Annotated in this window: 22 protein-coding genes and 1 pseudogene; 8 read left to right on the top strand and 15 right to left on the bottom strand. The window is 53.7% G+C overall.

Going from position 1 to position 22,815, the window contains the following annotated elements:
- Positions 1 to 87: 87 nt before the first annotated feature.
- Positions 88 to 2,094 (bottom strand): transketolase, encoded by a 2,007-nt coding sequence (tkt, locus tag V5G20_RS08335; protein WP_003389072.1) that lies wholly within the window; start codon positions 2,092 to 2,094, stop codon positions 88 to 90.
- A 173-nt stretch (positions 2,095 to 2,267) separates the two neighbouring features.
- Here tkt and V5G20_RS08330 point away from each other — a divergent pair, with 173 nt between their 5' ends.
- Both V5G20_RS08330 and V5G20_RS08325 read left to right on the top strand, forming a co-directional pair.
- A complete protein-coding gene (locus V5G20_RS08330) occupies positions 2,268 to 2,429 on the top strand; it encodes a hypothetical protein (protein ID WP_003389071.1) in 162 nt (53 codons plus the stop codon).
- Between the two features lie 16 nt (positions 2,430 to 2,445).
- Complete coding sequence (locus V5G20_RS08325) at positions 2,446 to 2,883, top strand: NUDIX hydrolase (RefSeq protein WP_003389070.1); 438 nt, start codon at positions 2,446 to 2,448, stop codon at positions 2,881 to 2,883.
- A 13-nt stretch (positions 2,884 to 2,896) separates the two neighbouring features.
- Here V5G20_RS08325 and V5G20_RS08320 read toward each other — a convergent pair whose 3' ends face one another.
- From V5G20_RS08320 to V5G20_RS08295, 6 genes are all read right to left on the bottom strand, one after another.
- Positions 2,897 to 4,405 carry a sensor histidine kinase gene (locus tag V5G20_RS08320; RefSeq protein WP_003389069.1) on the bottom strand — a complete coding sequence of 503 codons (1,509 nt, stop codon included), beginning with the start codon at positions 4,403 to 4,405 and terminating at the stop codon, positions 2,897 to 2,899.
- Entirely contained in the window at positions 4,389 to 5,090 is a 702-nt protein-coding gene (locus V5G20_RS08315; protein ID WP_003389068.1) for a response regulator transcription factor, read from the bottom strand. The genes V5G20_RS08320 and V5G20_RS08315 overlap by 17 nt, the downstream gene beginning before the upstream one ends.
- Before the next feature lie 15 nt (positions 5,091 to 5,105).
- On the bottom strand, positions 5,106 to 5,723 hold the full coding sequence (locus V5G20_RS08310) for a DedA family protein (protein WP_243014054.1): 618 nt from the start codon (positions 5,721 to 5,723) through the stop codon (positions 5,106 to 5,108).
- Positions 5,724 to 5,726: 3 nt separating this feature from the next.
- Positions 5,727 to 6,335, bottom strand: coding sequence for a class I SAM-dependent methyltransferase (locus V5G20_RS08305; protein ID WP_081924435.1), 609 nt, complete (start codon positions 6,333 to 6,335; stop codon positions 5,727 to 5,729).
- 225 nt (positions 6,336 to 6,560) lie between these two features.
- Positions 6,561 to 6,758, bottom strand: coding sequence for a YqgQ family protein (locus tag V5G20_RS08300; protein WP_003389065.1), 198 nt, complete (start codon positions 6,756 to 6,758; stop codon positions 6,561 to 6,563).
- Positions 6,755 to 7,156 (bottom strand): hypothetical protein, encoded by a 402-nt coding sequence (locus V5G20_RS08295; RefSeq protein WP_311068141.1) that lies wholly within the window; start codon positions 7,154 to 7,156, stop codon positions 6,755 to 6,757. Before V5G20_RS08295 ends, V5G20_RS08300 begins: the two co-directional genes overlap by 4 nt.
- A 163-nt stretch (positions 7,157 to 7,319) precedes the next feature.
- On the opposite strand from V5G20_RS08295, the gene V5G20_RS08290 reads away from it, so the two are divergent.
- Positions 7,320 to 8,486, top strand: a complete 1,167-nt coding sequence (locus V5G20_RS08290) for an MFS transporter (RefSeq protein WP_003389061.1) — start codon at positions 7,320 to 7,322, stop codon at positions 8,484 to 8,486.
- A 244-nt stretch (positions 8,487 to 8,730) separates the two neighbouring features.
- On the opposite strand, the gene abc-f is transcribed toward V5G20_RS08290, so the two are convergent.
- The 6 genes from abc-f to V5G20_RS08260 form a co-directional block, all read right to left on the bottom strand.
- Positions 8,731 to 10,806, bottom strand: coding sequence for a ribosomal protection-like ABC-F family protein (abc-f, locus tag V5G20_RS08285; RefSeq protein WP_338463336.1), 2,076 nt, complete (start codon positions 10,804 to 10,806; stop codon positions 8,731 to 8,733).
- A gap of 485 nt (positions 10,807 to 11,291) precedes the next feature.
- Positions 11,292 to 12,107, bottom strand: a complete 816-nt coding sequence (locus V5G20_RS08280) for a stalk domain-containing protein (RefSeq protein ID WP_172920257.1) — start codon at positions 12,105 to 12,107, stop codon at positions 11,292 to 11,294.
- Between the two features lie 104 nt (positions 12,108 to 12,211).
- On the bottom strand, positions 12,212 to 13,150 hold the full coding sequence (locus V5G20_RS08275; protein WP_003389058.1) for an AEC family transporter: 939 nt from the start codon (positions 13,148 to 13,150) through the stop codon (positions 12,212 to 12,214).
- Between the two features lie 18 nt (positions 13,151 to 13,168).
- The gene (locus V5G20_RS08270; protein WP_003389057.1) at positions 13,169 to 13,570 is read right to left on the bottom strand and encodes a hypothetical protein; all 402 of its coding nucleotides are present in this window, start codon (positions 13,568 to 13,570) and stop codon (positions 13,169 to 13,171) included.
- Between the two features lie 108 nt (positions 13,571 to 13,678).
- Positions 13,679 to 14,110, bottom strand: coding sequence for a preQ(1) synthase (gene queF, locus V5G20_RS08265; RefSeq protein WP_003389056.1), 432 nt, complete (start codon positions 14,108 to 14,110; stop codon positions 13,679 to 13,681).
- A 79-nt stretch (positions 14,111 to 14,189) separates the two neighbouring features.
- Positions 14,190 to 14,837 carry a queuosine precursor transporter gene (locus V5G20_RS08260; protein ID WP_024983868.1) on the bottom strand — a complete coding sequence of 216 codons (648 nt, stop codon included), beginning with the start codon at positions 14,835 to 14,837 and terminating at the stop codon, positions 14,190 to 14,192.
- A 353-nt stretch (positions 14,838 to 15,190) separates the two neighbouring features.
- Between V5G20_RS08260 and V5G20_RS08255 the strand changes: the two genes are divergently transcribed.
- The 5 genes from V5G20_RS08255 to V5G20_RS08235 all read left to right on the top strand — a co-directional run bounded on the left by V5G20_RS08255 (position 15,191) and on the right by V5G20_RS08235 (position 19,935).
- A complete protein-coding gene (locus V5G20_RS08255; RefSeq protein ID WP_031933150.1) occupies positions 15,191 to 16,024 on the top strand; it encodes a transporter substrate-binding domain-containing protein in 834 nt (277 codons plus the stop codon).
- A 198-nt stretch (positions 16,025 to 16,222) separates the two neighbouring features.
- Positions 16,223 to 17,071, top strand: a complete 849-nt coding sequence (locus V5G20_RS08250) for an amino acid ABC transporter substrate-binding protein (protein WP_024983867.1) — start codon at positions 16,223 to 16,225, stop codon at positions 17,069 to 17,071.
- Complete coding sequence (locus tag V5G20_RS08245) at positions 17,058 to 17,756, top strand: amino acid ABC transporter permease (protein WP_003389050.1); 699 nt, start codon at positions 17,058 to 17,060, stop codon at positions 17,754 to 17,756. The genes V5G20_RS08250 and V5G20_RS08245 overlap by 14 nt, the downstream gene beginning before the upstream one ends.
- A 14-nt stretch (positions 17,757 to 17,770) precedes the next feature.
- Positions 17,771 to 18,508 carry an amino acid ABC transporter ATP-binding protein gene (locus tag V5G20_RS08240; protein WP_338463335.1) on the top strand — a complete coding sequence of 246 codons (738 nt, stop codon included), beginning with the start codon at positions 17,771 to 17,773 and terminating at the stop codon, positions 18,506 to 18,508.
- A 713-nt stretch (positions 18,509 to 19,221) separates the two neighbouring features.
- Complete coding sequence (locus V5G20_RS08235; RefSeq protein WP_003389047.1) at positions 19,222 to 19,935, top strand: GDSL-type esterase/lipase family protein; 714 nt, start codon at positions 19,222 to 19,224, stop codon at positions 19,933 to 19,935.
- Between the two features lie 78 nt (positions 19,936 to 20,013).
- Here V5G20_RS08235 and V5G20_RS08230 read toward each other — a convergent pair.
- Positions 20,014 to 21,363 (bottom strand): annotated as a pseudogene (locus V5G20_RS08230) (peptide MFS transporter); the annotation flags it as partial.
- Between the two features lie 310 nt (positions 21,364 to 21,673).
- Positions 21,674 to 22,813 carry a GerAB/ArcD/ProY family transporter gene (locus tag V5G20_RS08225; protein ID WP_157211826.1) on the bottom strand — a complete coding sequence of 380 codons (1,140 nt, stop codon included), beginning with the start codon at positions 22,811 to 22,813 and terminating at the stop codon, positions 21,674 to 21,676.
- Positions 22,814 to 22,815: the final 2 nt, after the last annotated feature.

Below are 22,815 nucleotides of genomic sequence, written 5' to 3'. Positions count from 1 at the left end.
GGCAGCCCTATGTCTGTTTAGACACAAGGGACTGCCTCCTTTTTTGCAATGTACAAAAAGAGTTTAATCAGCCTCGTATGATTCTCGTTATTTGAGCAGCTTTTCCGCCTCTGCCACCACGTTCTCGACAGTAAAGCCGTACTCTTTCATGATGCGCTCGCCCGGAGCGGACGCCCCGAACATATTGATGCCGAGCACTTTGCCGCCGTCGCCGACATAGCGCTCCCAGCCGAGCGGAGAGCCCATCTCGACAGCCAAGCGCGCTTTGACAGCAGGCGGGATGACTGCGTCGCGATACTCCTGCGGCTGGCGCTCGAACAGCTCCCAGCTCGGCATGGAAACGACGCGAGCCTGAATGCCGCGCTCTGCCAGTGCTTCGCGGGCTTGCATGACCAGAGACACCTCGGAACCGGTCGCGATCAAGACCAGCTGCGGCTGGCCGTTTGGCGCATCGGCCAACACGTAGGCTCCCTTGCTTACGCCTTCTGCCGCTTTTTCGAGCGTTTCAGCCATGACCGGCAGATTTTGACGGGTCAGGACCAGTACGACCGGCTCGTCAGTGCGGGATACGGCGTATTTCCATGCCTCGTTCGTCTCGACAGCATCAGCCGGACGCAGTACAGTCAGGTCAGGAATCGCGCGCAGAGACGCCAATTGCTCGATTGGCTCGTGAGTCGGGCCGTCTTCGCCAACCGCGATGGAATCATGCGTAAAGACGTAGATGACTGGTTGTTTCATCAGTGCGGACAGGCGGATAGCAGGTCGCAGGTAGTCGGAGAAGACGAAGAACGTCGCACCGTATACCTTCAGGCCGCCGTGCAGGGCCATCCCGTTCAAAGCAGCACCCATCGCAAACTCGCGGACTCCAAACCAGATATTCCGGCCTTCGTAGGTACCCGGCAGGAAGTTGCCTGCTTCTTTGATCAGTGTATTGTTGGAAGACGCCAGGTCAGCCGATCCGCCGAACAGGAATGGAACGGTTTTCGCCAGGGCGTTGATCGCGCTACCGGATGCCGCGCGGGTAGCAAGCTTCGCACCAGCCTCGTAAACAGGCATTTGGCTGTCCCAGCCAGCCGGCAGTTTGCCCTCCACAGCCGTCCGGAATTGCTCGGCCAGTTCAGGATATGCTTTGGCATACTCGGCAAAACGGTCGCGCCAAGCCGCTTCTGCCTGCTCTCCCGCCTCTGCCAGCTTGCTGTAGAAATCGGCTACCTGTTCCGGTACGTGGAATTCATTTTCATATTTCCAATCGTACTGCTGCTTGGTCAATGCCGCCTCTTCCTTGCCGAGCGGAGCGCCGTGCGATTTGCTGGAGCCGCTCTTGTTCGGGCTTCCGTACCCGATGACGGTTTTTACCTCGATCAGCGTCGGACGATCCAAATCCTGCTTCGCCTCTGCGATTGCCGCTTCGATCGCGGCCAGATCGTTTCCGTCCTCGACGCGCAGGTATTGCCAGCCGTACGCCTGATAGCGCTGCGCCACGCTTTCCGAGAAAGACAGGGAGAGCTCTCCGTCCAGAGAAATATCATTGGAATCGTACAGAACGATCATTTTGCCCAATTTAAGGTGGGCTGCCAAAGAAGATGCCTCGCTGGACACGCCTTCCATCAGGTCGCCGTCGCCGCAGATCGCGTACGTGTAGTGGTTGACGATGTCGAAGCCTTCGCGGTTGTAGACAGCCGCCATATGCTTTTCGGCCATCGCCATGCCGACAGCCATCGCGATCCCTTGTCCCAGTGGACCCGTGGTCGCATCCACCCCAGGCGTATGCCCGAATTCAGGGTGCCCAGGCGTTTTGCTTCCCCATTGGCGGAAGTTGTGCAGGTCTTCCAGAGAAACATCGTATTTCATCAGGTGCAACATCGCGTATAATAGCATAGAGCCATGTCCGGCCGAAAGCACGAAGCGATCGCGGTCAACCCACTGCGGGTTGCGCGGATTCACCTTCATAAAACGGCTATACAAAACATGAGCCATCGGCGCTGAACCCATTGGCATGCCCGGGTGACCGGAATTGGCCTTTTCGATCGCGTCGATCGCCAACGTTCGGATGGTGTTGATTGCCAGTTGATCAACAGACGTGTGCTGAGTCATCAAGTGGAGCCTCCCTGCGTTTTTATGTGAGATTTTCGGGGTGATCCAAGCGTCCGGCACAAGCCGGCAGATCGCCTGAAATACCTTCTTCCCTTGCCAAAAACAACTCATCAAATTATATCACAGTTCAAGGAGACAATCATGCCTGGGGCTGAAAAAAGGAGGGCATTTTCATGCATATGGGATACTTGACTATCGGGATCATTCTCGGCCTTGCCGGAGTAGGCATGCTGCTGTACGCCATGGTCACCTCGCCTGCTCTGCGCCGTAGGGACAAGTACCTGAAGCAAAAAGCGGCGGAAACGCATCAACCTACCCATGATTCCAGGGAATAAAGAAAGGAAGACTGGCATGAAAAAAGAACGCTACACACTGCCTGCAGCGGTTCATCTGTTTCTGCTCCGTGGTGACGAAATCCTGCTGCTGCGCCGCTACAACACGGGCTACGAGGATGGCAACTACAGCGTCCCTGCCGGTCATCTCGACGGCGGCGAAGAAGTGAAGTCTGCCGCCATTCGCGAAGCGAGGGAGGAGACAGGCATCGAGATTGCCCCGGAGGATTTGCGCGTCGTCGGCGTCATGCACCGCAAGTCGCTGGACGAGAGGATCGACTTTTTTCTCGCTGCAGAAAAATGGACAGGCTCCATCGTCAATGCTGAGCCGGACAAATGCGACGAGCTGCGCTGGGCCCATACAGGCGAGCTGCCGGACAACGTCATCCCGTATGTTCGACAGGCTATCGCCAACTTTCAGAACAATCAGTGGTTTGACAGCTTTGGCTGGAATTGAAAAAAGACGCGGATTACCGCGCCTCTTGAGCATCCGCTGGCAGCCAGATGTGAAAGGAAAGAATCCCTTCCTGAAGCTCTGCCCGGATGCTTCCTCCGTGCAATTCCACGATGCTTTTGACAATCGCCAGCCCCAATCCCGTTCCTCCCGTTTTCCGCGAGCGGGATTTTTCGACCCGATAAAAACGCTCGAACATGCGTCTGAGATCCTCATTGGACAGATCGTCTGCCTTGTTGGCGACCGTCAGTCTTACTCCTTCTCCCTCTCTCATAAGAGAGATGTCGATATTGCCAGGCTTGTGCCCGTATTTGATCGCGTTGCTGAACAGATTTTCCAGCACGCGGACAAATTTTTCCGGATCGACGCTCACGTAGATGCGATCCGCCGGCAGCTTCTTGCAAAACGTCAGCTGCTGCTCCTCCGCTAAAGGCACGTACTCTTCGACTAGCTGCTCCAGCATCCCCGTCAGGCTGACATGCTGCCGATGTAGCTGGACACCCTGCCCGCTCAGTGTGGCGTATTCAAACAAGTCCTCCACGAGCCGCTTCAAATGCTCTGCTTTTTCATACGCGATCCGGGTGTATTCGCTGCGCTCCTGCTCGCTTCCGGCGTTGTCCCGAAGCAGCCGCAAATACCCGATGACCGATGTGAGCGGAGTCCGCAAATCGTGGGAGACATTCGTGATCAGCTCGGCTTTTGTCCGCTCAGCCCGCCGCTCCCGCTCGATATTCTCCTGCAATTCTTCTGTCATGCGATTGATGTTCCGCGCAAGCGAACCCAATTCGTCCTCACCCCGTACGTTTACCCGATGATCGAGCTTGCCTTGCGAGATGACCAGCAAGCTCGCGGCCAGCTCTTCGATGTATCCGGTCTTTCGCTTTGTAAAGCGGTAAAACAGATAAAAAAAGACCAAAACGAATGAGAACGGCACAAAGCCGTTAAATTCGACCTGATATTGAATCGTGGCCTCCGGAATTCCCCGGGCGATCACATACCCTTTCTGTCCGTTCAGCTCAACCGGGTAAAATGCCGTAAACTCCTGGCGCTCCCCCTGCCAATTTTGGCCGCTGCGAAGCTCCATCGCTTTGCTGATCACCGAGTAGAGATCAACCTGGCTTTCTGTCGCTCTCGACGATTTCATCAGCACTTTGCCGTCAAGATCGACCAGCAGCATTTGCACGCCGCGAAGCTCCTGCGCGCGATTCATCAGCTCCTGGAGGTACTGGTTGTCTTCAACCTCCCCTTCCTGGATTCGTCTCGCCAGATCCCGTGTCTCCCAGTCCATGGACTCCATGCTGTAGCTGTAATCAACGTAAGGCCTGCGGTACATATCCTCTGTCAGCAAATTGACAACAGAGGACGCCAGAACAGCTGCCAATATGCAAAAGGAAAAGGTCAGGATCAACTGGAAGCGAAGACTCCGCTCGCAGTATTCCACCAGGAAAAAGAACCCCGTTTTCGTCCACCTGTACGCCGTCTTGATCCAGCGAATCGGCGACAGCCACCTAAAAAGCGTTCTCAATTTTGTATCCAACTCCCCAAACGGTCTTGATGTACCTCGGCTTGCGCGTATCCTCCTCGATCTTCTCGCGGAGCTTCCTGATGTGCACCATCACCGTGTTGTCTGACTGGCCAAAGGACTCTTTCCATACCCGTTCGTAAATATGCTCCGTGCTGAAGACGACTCCCGGGTGACGGGCGAGGAGCTCCAGGATGGCAAATTCGGTCGGCGTCAGCTTGACATCCCGGCCGCTGACCTTGACCCCGCGGGTAGCCGTATTGATCAGCAGATCGCCGATCTCCAGCTCGTCCTCCCGCAGTGCGCTCACTTGATTCAGCTTCAGGTAACGGCGCAGCTGGGACTTGACCCGAGCGATCAGCTCCAGCGGATTGAAAGGCTTTGTCATGTAGTCGTCGGCGCCGGTGCTGAGCCCGTATATCTTGTCCATATCCTGGGACTTGGCCGAAAGCATGATAATCGGCAGATGCTGCTGTTCGCGGATTTTGAGGCACGCCTGGATTCCGTCCATGCGGGGCATCATCACGTCGAGGATGAGAAGCTGAACCTCTTCCCGCCTCAGCATCTCCAGCGCTTCCACACCATCCGCCGCCTTCAGCACGCGGTAGCCTTCGTTTTGCAAGTAAATCGCGATCAGATTGCGGATCTCTTCCTCATCATCCACGACCAGAATCGTTATCTCTTCCACAATCTCTTCCTCCTGTTACTGTTCCTTTTGCCCCCAAAACACGCGTGTCCCTTTGCGCTGGCGGATTACCACGTACAGCCCCGCGAACAGCGCAAGCACACATAAAGTAATCCACCCGTAGGTTTGGACACCTTCTGTGATCGATTCCAGATGAGTGCCGAACAGGCGGCCGGCCATGAAGTAATTGAGCGTCCAGACAAAGCCCGTAGGCAGCGAGTACAGTGCATAGCGGCGCAGCGACATCCGTTGAATCCCGACCAGATAAGGGACGACGTGGCGAATGACGGGGAAAAAATAGCTGAGGCATATCGCGCCATTCCCGTAGCGCTCAAGCAGCCCCTCCGCCTTTTTCAGGTACTTTTCTCCGTTCAGCTTTCGCGCGAGCCACCGCAGAATCGGCGCTCCCACCCGGTACCCGAGAAAATATCCGAGCGACAGTCCCGAGACGACTCCGAGATAGACCGCGATGAACGCCGGAACCGGCTGGAGCCAGCCCTGAGCCGTAATCGCTCCGGCTGTCATCACGATCACTTCGTCGGGAATCGGCATTCCCACGATCCCCAGCCACAGGGAGAGAAACAGCGCGGGATACCCGTACTGGGCAACCATGCTGGTAATCATATCCGTTTCCATGACTTATCCCCCCCTCTTTTGGCATACATAAACGAAGGCACATGGAAAGTTAAACGGCACAAACCGGATTGCCACTCTTCCGAAGCGTTTCTCCAGCTGCTTTTTCATTTGCAAGGAGTATTGAAACTGCACAAAGACGCCTCCCGGCTTCAGCGCAGCCTCCACCTGATCCAGTATCTCATCGCGAAGCCCTTGAGGAAAGTTGGCAAAGGGTAGGCCGCTGATCACCGCGTCCAACTGCCCCATGCCGTGCTCCTCCATCGCTTGTGTCAGCTTCCTGGCGTCATCGCTGAAAAGCAGATCGGGGTAGCGGCGGACAAGCCTCTCCCGCATGGTATCATCTTGCTCCAGAATGAGCGCCTGGCAATCCTTTCTCTTTGCCTTTCGAATCGCGTCTGTAAAAACACCTGTTCCTGCTCCCAGCTCCGCTACAGCGGCAGCACGTTCCCAGTCCACAGGTGACAATATCCGTTCCGTTAGCTGGCGAGAGCTTGGGACAATGCTGCCCACAGTCTGCGGAGAAGAAAGGAAGCGGGCGGCAAAGACCAGCTTGTCGGTAATCGGCGCAAGCATCGGCTCCAGACACCCTACTCTTTCATACGTGTTTTTCATCTTTCCGTCACTCCTCTCACTGCCCTAATCCTACCCGGAATTCCTTAGCAAAAAGAGAGGAAAAAACTTAAGATTTTCTGAAGATATGTTCAGCAAGCAAAAAAGAGGACTCGGCTCTTCCATACCGATTCCTCTTTCTCGCAACAAACGCTCCTATGATCCGAAAGTGAATGGCCGTTTTCCTGCAGGCAGGGCAAAAAAAGCGGCGGTTGCAGGCAGCAAGGGCTATATCCGTTTTTTGTAGTGCTGCTTTAGCGCTCCAAGAGCCTCGAACATTTCTTCCTTCTCGATCATGCCAAGCTGGTACAGCTCGCGAATCTCATCTTCGAGCAAGATCAGATCACCTTCCGGATCTCCGGTATAGATGAAGAGGCTAAACCGCCGCAAAAAAGACTGCAGGTCAAATCCTTCACGTCCGTTCAACGCGATCCCTCCAGATCGGATTCCATCTGCGACAATACGGAATCGTAGTCGAATTCGACAGCAAATCCCGTAATCACGATAATGTTCGCTTGCGGATAAGCACGTTGCCAGCTTTCCTGTTCATCCGGCTTCAACCCTACGATGTAGAGCGAGTCGTGGGCGGATCGGCCGTCCGCTTCCCACTGCTGCAAAAACTGGCGGCACTCCTCTTGCTCGTAGGCGGCATTCAGGACGATGACATATCGGTCGATCTGCTGCGAATCCTTCTCCTCCTTCAGCAAGCGAAACGTCTTGGCGTTGGGGACCATTGCCCGAACCTCGCTGAAGCGGTCGAGAATTTCATCCAGCCAGTCATCCTCTTGCCAGGCCAGGTATACCATCATGGCGGTAGACATCATTCAACACTCCTACGTCGATTGCTCTTCCTATGACGATTTCATGTCATTTCAACAGTATACCATGTCTTGGCCCACTCGTCCCTTGGGCTTGCTTGACTTCATCCGACCGTTCACGTAAGGTGGAAACAGCATCACATTTTTTGCCGGAAAGAGGTAAGTGTTTGTGAAAAAGAAGTACCTCCCCTTACTGTTTCTGATCGCCTTCCTCACCATGCTGGGGTTCGGCATCATCATACCCATTTTGCCGTACTTTGCCGAAAACATTGGCGCTTCTTCCCTGCAAATCGGAATCTTGTTCGCCAGCTACAACGTCATGCAGTTGCTGTTTGCTCCCATCTGGGGGGCGCTTTCGGACCGCATCGGACGAAAGCCTCTGATCTCGTTTGGCCTGTTTGGCTTTTCCATCACGTTTATCCTGTTCGGGATAGCGGATACCTATACAGAAATGCTTGCATACCGGATTCTTGGAGGCATCGTCTCGGCTGCCGCATTGCCGACCGTAACCGCGATGGTGGCCGATGTCTTTCCCTCCGATGAACGCGCCAAAGGCATGGGGGTGATTGGCGCCGGAATCGGACTGAGCTTTGTATTCGGTCCGGCGATCGGCGGATTCCTCAGTCCGTATGGTTTCTCCGTTCCGTTTTTTGCTTCGGGCGGTGTGGCTTTTTTGACGTTCCTTATCATCTTATTCGCGCTCCCGGAAAGCTTGCCAAAGGAAAAGCGGACAGGGCAAACACGCGAAAAAAAGGGAAATGTCTTCTCCGTCCTGTTCGGTCCCCTGTCGCTGATGTACGGCATCATGTTTGTCGTCTCCTTTGCCTTTTCCGGCCTGGAGACCACCTTTGCCCTCTACATCAATCACCTGTACGGATTTACCTCGAAGGACCTCGGGTACATGTTTCTCGTCATGGGGATCATCTCCGCGTTTGTCCAGGGCGGACTGATCGGGAGACTGGTGAAGCGGCTGGGCGAGCCGCTCGTCCTGACGATCGGGCTTGCCTTGTACGGCATCGGTTTCTTCACGATTCCGCTCGCCGCCAGCTTCTGGACACTGGCTTTGACACTGTCGCTGTTCGGAGCCGGACAAGGCATGATTCGGGCGACCGGAACTGCCATGATTACACAGCGCACCTCACAGGGCCAGGGCGTAACGAGCGGCGCGATCAGCTCGATGGACAGTCTCGGCCGCATCCTCGGTCCGCTCGCCGGCGGCGCCGTCTACGGATGGTTTGCCAGCGGGCCGTTCATCATCGGAGGGGTGCTGATGGTCATCATGCTGGTGTTGTTCCGGACAAGGTACCACCGGTTGCCGGAGCGGGCAGAAGCGTGATCAGGCTGAATTTCATTAGTTACAAAACAATAAAAAGCAAAGCCGTCCTTTTCGGGAATGTGCTTTGCTTTTTATTGTTTGTGAGCATAATTGAAGAGGATGTAAGTCAAGCGAATACCACACATGCATTCCCCCTCTCCCAATCTCTCTTACAGCACGTATGGCAAAAGGTTGCAAAAGGTACGGAACCAAATGGATTCCGTACCTGGGAACTCACAAGCCCCTTCTCTTCCGAATCAGGGAGTCAGCCTTCCTGCATCTCCAGCCATTCCAGATACAGCCGTTCTCTTTCTGCCTCCACTGCTTCCAGCTCGGACTGCCACTCCATCAATTGCGTATAGTCATCGGAGCCTTGCGACAAAAGCTGCAAGAATTCATCCCGTCTTGCTTCCAGAGTCTCGATCCGCCGCTCCAGCTCCGCCAGCTTATACGTATTGATTCGCTTGGGAGAAGACTGCGGCGATGGCTGCTGAATTGCCATAGAGGGTGGTGTTTCGGGCATCGTATTTTCATTTGGAAGCGGACGTGTTTCGGTAGCGATCGCGGACGTGTCTTGCTTCTCGGTTTTGGCTCCTGCTCCTGGTGTTTGGCCCAAGCCAGGCTTCGCTTCTTCATTCGCCTTTATCGCCGACGCTCCTGGACGGCCCTGTCTCGAAGAGCCTCTTTCTCGCTCTTTTTCTTTTTCTTTCTCCAGCTTTCTCTTTTCGACCGCCTCCTGGAACGTGCCTTCATAGTGCATGAGCCTGCCTTCCTCGATCCAGAAAACACCGTTTACCATTTTCTGCAAAAAGTAGCGGTCATGCGAGACGATGAACAAGGACCCGCGGAAGTCAGCCAGCGCTTCCTCCAGCGTTTCGCGCGCCTCGATGTCCAGATGGTTGGTCGGTTCATCGAGAATGAGCAGGTTGATCTCCTGGTGCACAAGCTGGGCAAGGCGCAGTCTCATGCGCTCTCCGCCGCTCAATTGGCCGATTCGTTTAAACACATGCTCGCCGTAAAAGAGAAAGCGGGCAAGACGGTGGCGCGCCTCCGCTTCGGAGACGACTGCTGTTTCCCGGAAAACGTCGATCACTCTCTGCTTTTGATCGCCTTCCAGCGCTTGCTGTGAAAGGTATCCGACCTTGACGCTGGCTCCCACTTTGACTGTGCCGCTGTCGGGGGCTACCTCCCCGAGCAGCATTTTGATAAACGTCGATTTCCCGCAGCCATTAGGGCCAAGCAGAGCTTTTCTTTCACCGTATCGGAGCAGCAGATCGGCCCCATTCATCAAGCATTTCTCCCCGTATGACTTGCACAGTCCGGAAGCGATCAGGACATCCTGGCCGCTGCGGTCCGTCTTTTGAAAGGACAGTCCCATCCGCTCTGCTTCCATCCGCGGACGTTCGATCCGCTCCAGCCTTGCCAGCGCTTTTTCCATGCTTTTGGCGCGGCGGTGAAACGCTTCATTCGGCGGATTAGAACGATTTCCCCACTCCTTCAAGCGCTTGATCGTCTCCTGCATTTTCTTGATCTTTTTCTGCTGCTCCTGGTAAGCCTCAAACTGGCGGAGCAGCCGCTCTTCCCTTTCCGTGACAAAATAGCTGTAATTGCCCAGGTAATGCTCCACCTCGCCCCCGTCCACATGGTAAATCGACGTGACGACGGCGTCGAGGAAAAAACGGTCATGGGAGATCAACAGGACTGTCCCTGCGTAGTCTTTGAGAAAGCCCTCCAGCCACTCCATGGCGTCTACGTCCAAATGGTTGGTCGGCTCATCGAGAAGCAGCACATCGCTTCTCTCGCACAACAGCTTGGCAAGGCCGACCTTCGTTTTCTCTCCGCCGCTCAACTGTACGAACGGCGTTGACAGCAGCCACTCTTCGATGCCCAAGCCTTCGATCACCTGCGCCATGCGGACCTCCCACGTATATCCGCCCAACTGCTCAAAAGCTTCCTGCTTCTGCTGATAGCGATGGATCAGCCGCTCCAGATCGCGGTCCTCTGCGGTCACGAGGCTCATCTGCCGCTCCAGCTCCCGGATCTCCTGCTGCAAGCGGAGACCATCCGCAAAAGCGCTGGCGATCACGTCCTGTGCCGTCCAATTTTCCGGGTACTGCGGGTTTTGCGGCAAATAGGCCCAGACACTTCCCTTTGCCCTAAACAGCTCTCCTTGATCCTGCTGCTCCAATCCGGCCAACAGCTTGAACAGCGTAGTTTTTCCCGCTCCATTGGGGCCGACGAAGCCGACCCGCTCTCCTGCTTTGATCTCCAGCGTTACCCCTTCCAGTACGGGGTTTGCTCCATAGCCTTTATGAATGTTCTGTGCAGAAACGACGATCATGATTTTTTCCTCCTCAGGTCGGCTCACTTGAAATGTAAATGAAAACAGCAAAAAGCCGCAGGCATAAACCTGCGGCATCGGTTGCGTGTAGAAGATAAGGTGGTTGACGAACTATGATTCAGTTCGCCTTGTCACCTGCGGTTGCAAGTATCGATGCACGGTACGCCTGTTTTGTTCCGTTCGGTTGTATGACCAAAAAAGGGCAGACTTCCCCCTTGGAGCAAAAAATCATGTGTCATACTGCTGGTTTCCACAACAAACCAAGCTTGAACGGTTCCAAACACGTACCTGCACCTCCTTCCTGAGGATGAGCATTTTCCAATATTTTCACTATACACGACTCTTTTTGGAAAGACAACTGGGCAGCCGCTTAAATTGAATACGGCAAACCTGTCGCCTTTCGCTTCAAAAAAGAGGGCAAGGCCGGCTGATCCCGTGTGGGGCAATCGCCTGCTCTGACACCCATTGCTTGACCGAATTCCGGATTACATCCCTTGCGCCCCTTCAAACAACGGCTTTTTCGTATTGGCATCCAGCACGAGCAGCGTTGTATACGGCGGCAGCTTAACCTTGGCCACGATAAACGGATACGAAATCACTTGCGCATACATCCGGCCCGGCTCCGGCTTGGTCAGCTTCACGTACACCTTCAGCTGCTCCCAGCTCATTTCCGTATTCACGATTTCGATGCCGTAACCGGGGTTGGGCGCCTGACCGCGGGCAATCACGTACAAATCACCCTTTTGATGCACGCCCTGCGTCCCTTTTACCTGCTGGACAAACGCTTTTTCGTCCTCGCTCAGCGAAGCGAGGTCCACTTGCTTGAACTCTTCATTTCCCACTGGCGCCACGATTTCCACCGTCCTCGTTTGGGGATTCCATTTCAACTCGTACCCGCTTTTCTCCGTCATCCATCTGAGCGGCACATACATTTGCTTGTTGTGGAGAATCGCGCCCTGGTCGATCTCCGACCACTTGTTGTCGACAGCGACCCGCTTCGTGTTTATCTGAAAGGAGATAGTCTTTCCGTCAGGCAGAGTGACAGCGACCTCTTTTTGATTGTTGCTGGCTTGCCACTTTGCTTGCAGGATGCCCGCCATGTCTTCAATCGCCAAATACGTACGGCCGTCGATGATGATGGCTGGCTGCTTCAACTGCAAAGCCTGCCCGTTTACGGAAATTTGTGTGTTGCTTGCCGGACTGGCGGCTGCGTTGCCGGATGCATTCCCCGCAGCGCCCACAGGTACTGCCATCAAAAGTTGAAGCCCGATCAAACAAGCGATTGCACGTTTTCCTCTCATGTTCAATTCCTCCATTAATACAGCCGGTTTACCTTGTTTGACTGTGTATCGCCATGAAACGTTTCACAATCAATCAAAACAATCTTCATGAAGGAGAGTGCCCGTTATCGCAAGAAAAAATTACCCACCATGATGACAGCAGGGATGGAAACGAGGGCCAGCAGGGTCGAAAAAACCGTCGTCATCGCCCCCATCTCTTCATCTGCCGCGTATCGCGCGAACAGGATCGATGCCATCGTCAGCGTCGGCATCGCTACCTGGATGATCGCGACACGGGTAATCTCCCCATCCAAATGGAGAACGGACAGCAGCAAAGCAGCGGACAGCGGAAAGACGATCAGCTTGAAGGTCAGCGGCATGCCCAGAACCGGGAGTGAGAAATGGGGCTTTTTCCTGAGCAGCAGCGGCAGCAGCATCCCTATGTACATCATCGCAAGCGGAGAAGCCAGCTTTGCCAGCGTGCCGACCAGATGCTTGACCGGCTCCGGAGGCATGAATCCCGCCATGGCCGCTCCCAGTCCGAGAACGATGGCGATCATCGGAATATTGACCATCGCCTTCAAGCCTTTCAGACTAAAGGCCCCTTTTTCCTGGAGCATCATTACCGCTACGGTCCACATCACGACGTCCACCCCCGCATCAAATACGGCTGCCAAAAGCGCTCCTTTTGGCCCGAACAGCGCCGCGCAGAGCGGGAGTCCGATAAAGCCCGTATTCCCCAATCCGGAGAGAATCGCCATCTCGCGCCGTTTCTTTTCCGGCAAAGGCAAGGTCCGCGCCCCCAGCCAACCGAGCAGGATGCCGAGACAATTCAATAGTACGGAAATACCAAAAATGATAACAATTTGCGTCATCGTCTGGCTGTCGATCGGCGTCTGGAACACCCCGTCCAAAATGATGCACGGCATAGCCACGTTGACGATAATCGTGATGATGAGCTGACGGGATTCCCCCGTCAGCGGTTGACGATATCCGATCACACTTCCAATCGCAATGATCACCGCCATCAGCAGAATCGATTGGAGCAGCAGCGATATTTCCATATATGAGTGCCTCCCTTGCTACATCTCCACCGATATCCAGGTCAGTCCCGACGGCTCTCCTTTTTCGCAGGTACGCAAAAGATCGCCCAATACAGGTATGGCCTGTTCCAATTCGATACACCAGGAAGCCGGAAAAGAAACATCCGCCCCTTCGATCGTCAAGGTGCTCATCGTTCCGGCCGGCTTGTCGGCGGTCAAAACGTAATGGCGCGCCTCAGGCTCATGCTCTTTCCACTGGACCAGAATTTGGCCCTGATTACCGCCGGCTACCACCAGGTCGACATGATCGCCGTATGCGGCATGGACCAGCGTCCTCGACGTACCGTTCAACTGGGCGATTTCCTTCAATACTTCATGCCAGCCCATGTGATTCTGGTCCTGGCCGCTCGCATCCGTATACATCCGCCAATCGTTTAGCATGCTGTTCTTCTCCTTTATTTGCGACAAAAATAATGACGACAAAGTGATGTTCATATATAACAGTACCCCCGTGCAAAACGAACGGGGGCAATGATACTCGTCCTTATTTTACGCTTCTTCCTTCACATACTCAACTACCACTTCGGTTCCAAGGCCGCCGCGCGCATTCCAGACGGCGACGATGCGCATGTACAGCGGATCGCAGCACGCCACCAGATCGTTTAATATCCGGTTCGTCGCATGCTCCTGATATATTCCGACATTGCGGTACGAGGTCAAATAGTACTTCAGCGACTTCATCTCAATCAGCTTTTCATTTGGCACGAGATAAATTTTCAGGTCTGCGAAGTCTGGCAGACCCGACCACGGACAAACAGATGTAAATTCATTCGTAGGCATCATGATTTCGGTACGCTTTCCCACGTATTCGTACGGAATCGTCTCGAGAATGTCGACCAGAATCGCCGATTCATCCTGTGTATCAAAACGAATGCTGTTGTACTTGCTGTGATTGTGCTCCACTGTTGCCATTTCCTTCATCGGTCCTTTCCATTTTTATTGTGTGTGATCGGGAAGCTTTGTTGCGTGATCGGGAAGCTCCTTGTGCCTTTTCCCCGCTTCAACCGGCCAAGCCAGAGACAGCTCGCTGCCTTCTCGCTCCTTTGACGACCAGATAGGACAACGGCGTATCCACGACGGCAATCATCGTTTTCACCAAATACTGAAACATGATCATCTGCAGCAAGGCATCTGTCGGCATCGTCCCGTAAAAAGCGATGACAATAAAGATCGATGTGTCGAGCAACTGACTGATTGCAGTCGATACGTTTTTGCGCAGCCAGAAATGCTTCTCCCCCGTTCGCCGCTTAATGAAATGAAAGACCTTGACGTCAGCCATTTGCGCGGCAAAATAGGACAGCATGCTGGCAATGACCACGCGCGCGGAGGAAGCCATGACGGATTCGTACGACTCCTGGAGCGGCCAAAAGCCGGCAGGAGGCAGAAGAATCGTCGCCTGGACAAAAAGGAGCATCAGAGCGTTGGCCCAAAAGCCTGCGTAGACGACCTGACGCGCCCGTGCCTCCCCGTACAGCTCGCTGATCGCGTCTGTCAACAGATACGTCAGCGGATACCCAATCACCGCGGCTGGCAAAATCACGCCCCACAGGTCAATGACCTTTGCCGAAACGATGTTGGCAACAACCAGCAACGTCATGAACGTCGCTGTCAGGTAGAGAAAACGCTTCTCTTCCGGTGGAAAATTCATCGGATCAGTTCCTCCTAAAGCGAAGAGCAATCAGCCCGCCTCGATCCTGCTCACCTACGCAAAAAAGCCGCCTCCACGCGAAATGCAGGAGAGCGGCTTCCATAAGAACAGACCTTAGGCAATCGACTGCTCTCCCCTAGTTTTGTTTTACGAGAGGTGGGGATTCCGAACTCTCGCGTCTCGTAGACTTATAACAGGATATCAAATGGACATCCTTTTTAGAAGAGGGAGTTTCTGCTCCTTTTCTCCTTGCCCGTGCTTTTCTTCTCCCTCGCACTCTTTTCATTGACAAATGGAAGAAAGGCTTTTAGTATGAATCCATAAAATCATATCAACTTAGTGGGGGATTCACGATGAAAAAACTTGTTTTCACAGCATTAATTTCGACTTTATTGCTCGGAATTGCTGGATGCGGCAACTCTACAGCGCCTGCAAACCCAAATCAATCCGCAGCTCCTGACCAATCGGCGGCTGCTCCTCAAAATCTGTTGGAAAAAGTAAAAGCCGAGGGCAAACTGGTGATCGGCACAGAAGGCACCTATGCTCCCTTTACCTTCCACGACCAGTCCGGCAAGCTGACCGGCTATGACATCGACGTGGCTACAGAAGTAGCGAAGCGCCTTGGTGTAGAACCGGTCTTCCAGGAGACGCAATGGGATGCCATGTTTGCGGGACTCGATTCCAAGCGGTTTGACCTGATCGCCAATGAGGTCGGCATTCGTCCCGACCGTCAGGAGAAATACGACTTTTCTTCCCCGTATTCCGTTTCCCGCGCTGTGCTCGTCGCTCATAAAGACAACGAGACGGTAAAGGATTTTCCTGACATCAAAGGCCTCAAAGCCGGGCAATCGATGACAAGCAACTACGCCGACATGGCTCGCGAGCTGGGCGCCGAAATCGTCGCGGTGGACAACTTCAACAACGCCATCGAGCTGATCGCAAGCAGACGCGTCGATGTGGTGCTGAACGACAACCTGTCTGTTCTCGACTTCCTGAAGCAAAAGCCGGATACCCCGATCAAAATCGTCAAAGTCAAAGAAGAAGGCCTCAATTGCGGCTTCATGTTCCGCAAAGGCACCAGCAACGAACTGATCGAGGAGATCAACAAAGCGCTGGATGCCATGCATAAGGATGGCACGCTGAAGCAGATTTCGGAAAAATGGTTTGGCGAGGACATTTCCAAGTAAGCTCATTGCCCTTGACCAGGTGGCACGGTCTCTTTTCCCGTCGGAGAAGAGATCTGCCACTTTTCTTCTGCATGATGGAACCGATTGACAGCCGACGCTTTTTCGCAGCCCTTTAGAGCTGATTTCTTTATTGACAAAACAGGCAAAGACTTTTAGTATGTTCTAAACAAATCACATCGGTTTAGTGGGGGATTATTTATGAAAAAATTATTGTTTTCCGCACTCATCTCCTCTCTTATGTTTGGCATCGTGGGATGCGGCTCGTCCGGCACTGCTTCGACAACGAATAACGCCGCTCCGGCCCCTGCTCCTGCACAGGCCCCTTCCGAGCAAAAGGCAGAACAAAACCTGTTGGATAAAGTAAAAGCCGAAGGGAAACTGGTGATTGGTACGGAAGGGACGTATGCCCCCTTTACTTTCCACGACCAATCCGGCAAGCTGACCGGTTTTGACGTAGAAGTGATCAGCGAAGTGGCCAAACGTCTCGGGGTGGAACCGGTCTTCCAGGAAACACAGTGGGATGCCATGTTCGCCGGCCTCGACTCCAAGCGGTTTGACCTCATCGCCAACCAGGTCGGCATCCGCCCGGATCGTCAGGAGAAATACGATTTTTCCAACCCCTACACCGTGTCGACTGCTGTACTGGTGACACATAAGGACAACAACACCGTCACTGGCTTTGACAGCATCAAAGGATTGAAAGCAGCGCAAACCTTGACCAGCAATCTGACAGACATCGCCAAGCAAAACGGCGCAGAAATCGTCGCTGTGGAGGGCTTCAACCAAGCGATCGACCTACTTGTCTCCAAGCGTGTCGACGTCACGATCAATGACGGCTTGTCCCTGCTCGATTTTCTGAAGCAAAAGCCGGATACCCCGATCAAGATTATTGCCAAGCATCCGGACGGGGCGAAAAACGGTTTTCTGTTCCGCAAAGGCAGCACCGAGCTCGTAGAGGCGGTCAACAAAGCGCTTGACGATATGATGAAAGACGGTACGTTCCAACAAATCTCCGAGAAATGGTTTGGTGCAGATGTTTCTAAGTAACCTGTTTGGCAACCCGGAACGCTTTGACAGATGGGTAGAGATTGCGCAGAGCTCCTTTTGGCCGCTTCTGAAAGGCGCTCTGACGTACTCCCTGTCCCTCTCCCTGATTTCGTTCGCCATCGGGCTGGTCATCGCCATCCTGACGGCGCTGGCCCGAATTTCCGGCAACAAAGTGCTGGTGGGCGTCGCCCGCACGTACGTTTCGATCATTCGCGGAACGCCGTTGCTGGTGCAACTGTTCATCATCTTTTTCGGTCTGCCCAGCATCGGCGTTACGATCGATTCGTTCCCATCAGCGGTGATCGGCTTCTCTCTCAATGTCGGCGCCTACGCTTCGGAAGTGGTCCGGGCCGCGATCCTGTCCATACCAAAGGGACAGTGGGAAGCCGGCTATTCACTCGGCATGACGTATCGGCAAGCGCTGGTGCGCATTATCCTGCCGCAGGCGGCGCGCGTGTCTGTCCCGCCTCTGTCCAACTCGTACATCAGCTTGGTAAAGGATACGTCGCTCGCTGCGGCTATCCTCGTTCCCGAGATGTTTCGCAAAGCGCAGGAGATCGCAGCGGCTACGTATGAACCGCTCCTGGTCTACTCAGAAGCGGCACTGATCTACTGGCTGATCTGTCTGGTACTCTCGGCGATCCAGGATCGCATCGAGCACAGGCTTGACCGCTACGTCGCCTAGAGGGGAGCATACGCATGATAACTATCAGCAACATTCATAAACGATTTCACGATCTGCACGTCCTCAAGGGCATCTCGCTGACGGTAGAGAAAGGAAAGGTCGTCGTCATCATCGGGCCGTCCGGTTCCGGCAAAACGACGCTGCTCCGCTGCCTGAACGCTCTGGAGATCCCGACCGAGGGCAGCGTGCAAATCGGCGATGTCCAGCTTGACTTTTCCCGCAAAGTCGCAAAATCGGATATCCCGAAGCTGCGCAAGCAGACCGGGATGGTCTTCCAAAGCTACAATTTGTTCCCGCACATGACGGCGCTGCAAAATGTCATGGAAGGCCCCGTCACCGTAAAAGGAGAAAAACCGGAGACCGCAAGAGGCAAGGCGGCGCAGCTACTCTCCAAGGTAGGACTGGCTGACAAGCTCGACCACTACCCTGCCCAGCTATCCGGCGGCCAGCAGCAGCGTGTCGGGATCGCCCGCGCTCTCGCCATGGACCCGAAAGTAATGCTGTTTGACGAGCCTACCTCCGCGCTCGACCCCGAGCTGGTCGGCGAAGTGCTAAGAGTCATGAAGGAGCTGGCTGTCGAAGGGATGACCATGGTGGTCGTCACGCATGAGATGGCATTTGCGCGCGAAGTGGCAGATGAAGTCATCTTTATGGACCAGGGCGTGATCGTCGAGCGCGGTGCGCCGGAGCAATTGTTTGCGAGCCCGAAAGAAGAGCGGACCCGCCAGTTCCTCCAGCATTTGAAAAAATAATTCGCTGCGTGCAAGCTATTGATTTCTGTTATCTTGTGATAGCTTTCCCGCATCGTCTATGTAAAAGAAAGAAGACTCGCTTCCTTGGAAAGCAGGGTCTTCTTTCTTTTTTACAGATTAGTCGTCCAGGAACGCGAAGATCAAAACAATGATCAGGATGATCCAGATGAAATTGTTATTGTGAAAACCTCCGCTCATTTGCATGGCCTCCTCTGTGATTGTCTGAAGCAGGCGTCAGAAATGGCGACGCCGCTCCTTTTCACAGAATATGAGAGAGTCTCCCTGTTCGTATGGATGCTCGTCTACAAGACAAAAAATCAGGCCAAAAAAGGCTCCAGACCTCCCCTTTCCAAAAAATTAACAAAGCCTTTATCGTTTCTCTATTTGTTCTTAACATGAAAAACCTATGATGGGAGGTGTCAGACCCTACGATGGACATATCGTCCTCCATTGCCGTCCGTTGACCCCCTTTCAACGGGCGGTCTTTTTCCGACCACATGCGGCGCTTCCCCGGAAGCCCGCTTTTTTGCTGCCCTGACCTATGGGCACCACAAGCAGGAAAAGCCAAAACAGGGCAGAACCTCATGATAGGATAGGGAAGTGCGTGACTTGAAGCCATTACTCACCATCTGTCGTTTTCAAATAGCGAAGGTGCGGTTGCAACTGGGGACAGCTTGCGGAAGCTCCCGTTAGTCTCGGATCGGAGGGAAAGAATGAACGTGAAAGAAAACAGACCAGCTTTGCTCAAGCCCGGCTTGTTTGGCATCGAGGCTGCGGCCGACAGACGCCGCAACGAATTTGATTTCCACAATGAGGCCTTGCTGCATCACCAAAGGAAAATTGATTTTGTCTTTTTCGGGGACTCGATTACGCACTGGTGGGACGTCGACACCTATTTCGGCGGTGCGGGCCGTGTCATAGTCAACCGGGGAATCGGCGGAGATACGACCGCTTTTGCCCTGCGTCGGTTTGCCGCTGATGTGGTGCAGCTCCGCCCTGCTTACGCGATCATCCTTCTCGGCATCAATAACACGTGGGCCCTGGACGAGTGGCTGCCAGAGGACCGCAAGCAGCCGGAGCACATACAGCAAGAAATCGTCGACGATCTGGCTGCCATGTTGACGCAAGCCAGAGAAAACGGGATTGCTCCGATTCTCTGTTCCCTGCTTCCGACCCGGATGGAGCGCTACGCCAAAAACAGCTTGCGAAACGAGCTGGTCGCCAGCATCAATAAAGCCTTGCAGGAATACGCACGCGCTGAAAACATCATCTTTGTGGACTACCACCGGCACATGACTGACGAAGACGGTCTCACTTTGCGGGAGGAGCTCGCCGATGACGGCCTCCATCCTCATGTGCTCGGATACGACCTGATGGCCCGGGCCCTGCGGGAGACGCTGGCCGCACACGGGATCGAAATCGGATAAGGGCAAGAAGACAGCAAAAAAGGACAGCCCGCCTCCCGAGCTGTCCTTTCTTCTGTATGAGGTTATTCCATCATCCGTGCGCGATACGAGCAGAAGCACCAGCCCCAGTACAATCGCCATCAAACCGATGATACCAAACACTTCAAAGTATCCGAGCGACTGTGTAAAAGCGGCCAATTGGCCGGCCAGGATGTTTGCCACTCCGGAGCTTGCCAGCCATACGCCCATCAACAGCGAGGCGAGTTTGACCGGAGCGATCTTGCTGACCATCGACAGCCCGACAGGAGACAGGAACAGCTCACCGAGCGTATGCATGAGGTAGGTCAACACAATAATCATAATATTTGACTTTGTCAGGATGTTGTTTTCGTCGCTTCCGGTCTGCATGACAGCCAGCAGCAAAATCATGTACCCGAGACCGAGCAGGATCATTCCCAGTCCCATCTTCGTAGGAATATTCAAGTCGCCTCGCTTGCTGTTGGCCAGCTTCACCCACAGCATGGAGATAACGGGTGCCAAAAGCACAATAAACAACGGATTCAAGGATTGAAACCAAGAGGTCGGAACCTCCCAGCCGCCAATGGTACGATCGACAAACAGGTCTGTGTACAGTGTCAAAGAGCTCCCCGCCTGTTCAAATCCTGCCCAGAAAAAGACGACAAAACAGGCCAAAATGACGATGACGGCGGTTCTTTGCTTCTCCTTCTTGGTGAGCGGCCGATTGGCGGCTTCCTGCTGCCCCGGAGCTTCACTCTTTCCGAGCGGCTGTTTGCCGATATCCCCCAGGTAGCGGTTGCCAAGCAGGTTGAAAGCGATCTGACCGATCACCATCCCGATGGCGGCAGCCAAAAACCCGTACTTGAAGCCGTACATTTCCACACCGTCCAGCGCGGTCTTGAAGTGCTCCTCCGCCAAATAGCCGCAGATCAGCGGTGCGAAGAGCGCTCCCACGTTGATCCCCATGTAGAAAATCGTAAACGCGGCATCCCTGCGCTTGTCATTTTCGGGGTAAAGCTCACCGACCAGCGTAGAGATATTCGGCTTGAAGAAACCGTTTCCAATAATCAGGAGAACAAGGCCCAGATACAATCCAGTTGTGCTCTGTACGGCGAACAGAAGAAAGTTCCCCACTGCCATGGTAATACCGCCCATGGTAATCGCCAGTCTTCTGCCGAGATACCGGTCCGACAAATACCCGCCGATGATCGGCGTAAAGTAAACGGCACCGGTAAACAAGCCGTAGATGCTCAACGCCAAGCCCTTTTCAAAGCCTAGTCCGCCGCTGATCAGCGCTGTGGTCAAATACAGGGTTAACAGGGCGCGCATGCCGTAATAGCTAAAGCGTTCCCAAAGCTCCGTAAAGAACAACAAATACAATCCTGGAGGATGTTTTTGTTTCCCTTGCTGTGAGTTCACAGTTGCGTCCATTGATGTCCCTCCCAGATGTCAGACAACTATCGTATGAATCATATCACAGTTTTCTCGAATATACTTTTATTAAAAATATTAACTACTTTTTTATAATTGTTAAATTTATATAGAATAATGATATGTCAACCTTGTCATTCCTAGTTATTTTTTATGCTGTACTCCATCTCTTTGTTTACTATTTGTTAAAAAGTGGAGGATTATACAGGCCAGAAAGGGAGTGGCCCGATTTCCTGACATCAGGAAAACGACGCAGATCTTTTCCTGGATCGGAAAGTCCCCCGTCGTTGTATTCCCGTGACACATCGCTTTAGCCATTTCCCTTTCGGTTCACCACTTTTTCGGCTTCTGCTGAAAGTGGCCTTCTCCGCCGCTTGATCAGCCCAATGATCAAGGTCAGAGCAGGAAGCAAAATCTGCATGGTCGCCGAGTAAAACGGCTCAGAGGTGGTAAACAGATTGATCAGATCAGCGAATCCCGGAGCAAGCCACAAGCTGAACACGATGATCAGAATGCCGACGGAATAGACGATCGGCCGGTAATCCGAAAGGTGAAAGCATTGAGCCACACTGATAACGGTCACATAGTACCACATCGAGATTTGAAAAAAACCGCCCATGACCCACAGCGCCATTACCATGGCATCGAGATGCTCCAAAAATTCTGCCATGCTGATATAGTGGGATGCATTGAAGACCGGAAAAAACATCCTTCCGGTTATTTCTCCAAACAGAAACAGAGCGGACAGATTCGCGATGACCATCGTGACCAGCATCAATGCAACGGCCCACATCCCCGCTCTCAACGCTTTATGCGTTTCCTCTGCACGCAGATGCGGAAAGAGAAAGGAAATAAAGAGAAATTCCATAAACCAGGTTAACGGCGTTACGGCACCAGCCAGGGAAGGTCTAAGCCCGTTCTCCATAACGGGAAGCATATGAGTCGGCTCATACCGCGGAATGAGCAGCAAAACAATCCCGATCAAAAAGAGACCAAAGAGCGGACCGAGCAAGAGAGAAAAGCGCCCCAACACCTCGATCCCGGAGCGCACTGCGAATGCTGCCGTGAGCACGATGCTGCCCATCACGACCACAATCGGCGTTTTCAGCAAGATCGTTCCGACGATAAATTCGCCGTATTCACGGACAATCAGGCCTGCTCCGTGCACCAAAAAAAGAATGTACAGAAGAGCAGCTGCCTTTCCCAAACGGGGTCCCAGAACCGCCTCTCCGGTTTGAATGATCGATTTGCCGGGGGTCAACCTGTAAAGCGACCAAGCCAGCCATACAGCCAAAAAACCGGACAGCGACCCCCAAAAGGGAGAAATCCACATGTCTTGCTTTGCTTCCTTCGCTGTAATCGCCGGAATGATAAGAATGGCCGTAGCCCCGACCATCAAATACATCGACAGGCACATTTGCAGAACAGAAATTTTGCCTCGATCCAGCATGT

This window comes from Brevibacillus borstelensis (assembly GCF_036700025.1).
GTDB lineage: Bacteria > Bacillota > Bacilli > Brevibacillales > Brevibacillaceae > Brevibacillus > Brevibacillus borstelensis.
Note: the sequence above shows the minus strand (reverse complement) of the source record. Positions and strands in the feature narration are given on the sequence as shown.

What these genes read in the sequence shown, in the direction of transcription:
- tkt (WP_003389072.1), bottom strand. Translation starts at nt 2,094, where the DNA reads ATGACTCAGCACACGTCTGTTGATCAACTGGCAATCAACACCATCCGA.
- V5G20_RS08330 (WP_003389071.1), top strand. Translation starts at nt 2,268, where the DNA reads ATGCATATGGGATACTTGACTATCGGGATCATTCTCGGCCTTGCCGGA.
- V5G20_RS08325 (WP_003389070.1), top strand. Translation starts at nt 2,446, where the DNA reads ATGAAAAAAGAACGCTACACACTGCCTGCAGCGGTTCATCTGTTTCTG.
- V5G20_RS08310 (WP_243014054.1), bottom strand. Translation starts at nt 5,723, where the DNA reads ATGGAAACGGATATGATTACCAGCATGGTTGCCCAGTACGGGTATCCC.
- V5G20_RS08305 (WP_081924435.1), bottom strand. Translation starts at nt 6,335, where the DNA reads ATGAAAAACACGTATGAAAGAGTAGGGTGTCTGGAGCCGATGCTTGCG.
- V5G20_RS08295 (WP_311068141.1), bottom strand. Translation starts at nt 7,156, where the DNA reads ATGATGTCTACCGCCATGATGGTATACCTGGCCTGGCAAGAGGATGAC.
- abc-f (WP_338463336.1), bottom strand. Translation starts at nt 10,806, where the DNA reads ATGATCGTCGTTTCTGCACAGAACATTCATAAAGGCTATGGAGCAAAC.
- V5G20_RS08280 (WP_172920257.1), bottom strand. Translation starts at nt 12,107, where the DNA reads ATGAGAGGAAAACGTGCAATCGCTTGTTTGATCGGGCTTCAACTTTTG.
- V5G20_RS08275 (WP_003389058.1), bottom strand. Translation starts at nt 13,150, where the DNA reads ATGGAAATATCGCTGCTGCTCCAATCGATTCTGCTGATGGCGGTGATC.
- V5G20_RS08270 (WP_003389057.1), bottom strand. Translation starts at nt 13,570, where the DNA reads ATGCTAAACGATTGGCGGATGTATACGGATGCGAGCGGCCAGGACCAG.
- queF (WP_003389056.1), bottom strand. Translation starts at nt 14,110, where the DNA reads ATGAAGGAAATGGCAACAGTGGAGCACAATCACAGCAAGTACAACAGC.
- V5G20_RS08260 (WP_024983868.1), bottom strand. Translation starts at nt 14,837, where the DNA reads ATGAATTTTCCACCGGAAGAGAAGCGTTTTCTCTACCTGACAGCGACG.
- V5G20_RS08255 (WP_031933150.1), top strand. Translation starts at nt 15,191, where the DNA reads ATGAAAAAACTTGTTTTCACAGCATTAATTTCGACTTTATTGCTCGGA.
- V5G20_RS08250 (WP_024983867.1), top strand. Translation starts at nt 16,223, where the DNA reads ATGAAAAAATTATTGTTTTCCGCACTCATCTCCTCTCTTATGTTTGGC.
- V5G20_RS08245 (WP_003389050.1), top strand. Translation starts at nt 17,058, where the DNA reads ATGTTTCTAAGTAACCTGTTTGGCAACCCGGAACGCTTTGACAGATGG.
- V5G20_RS08240 (WP_338463335.1), top strand. Translation starts at nt 17,771, where the DNA reads ATGATAACTATCAGCAACATTCATAAACGATTTCACGATCTGCACGTC.
- V5G20_RS08235 (WP_003389047.1), top strand. Translation starts at nt 19,222, where the DNA reads ATGAACGTGAAAGAAAACAGACCAGCTTTGCTCAAGCCCGGCTTGTTT.
- V5G20_RS08225 (WP_157211826.1), bottom strand. Translation starts at nt 22,813, where the DNA reads ATGCTGGATCGAGGCAAAATTTCTGTTCTGCAAATGTGCCTGTCGATG.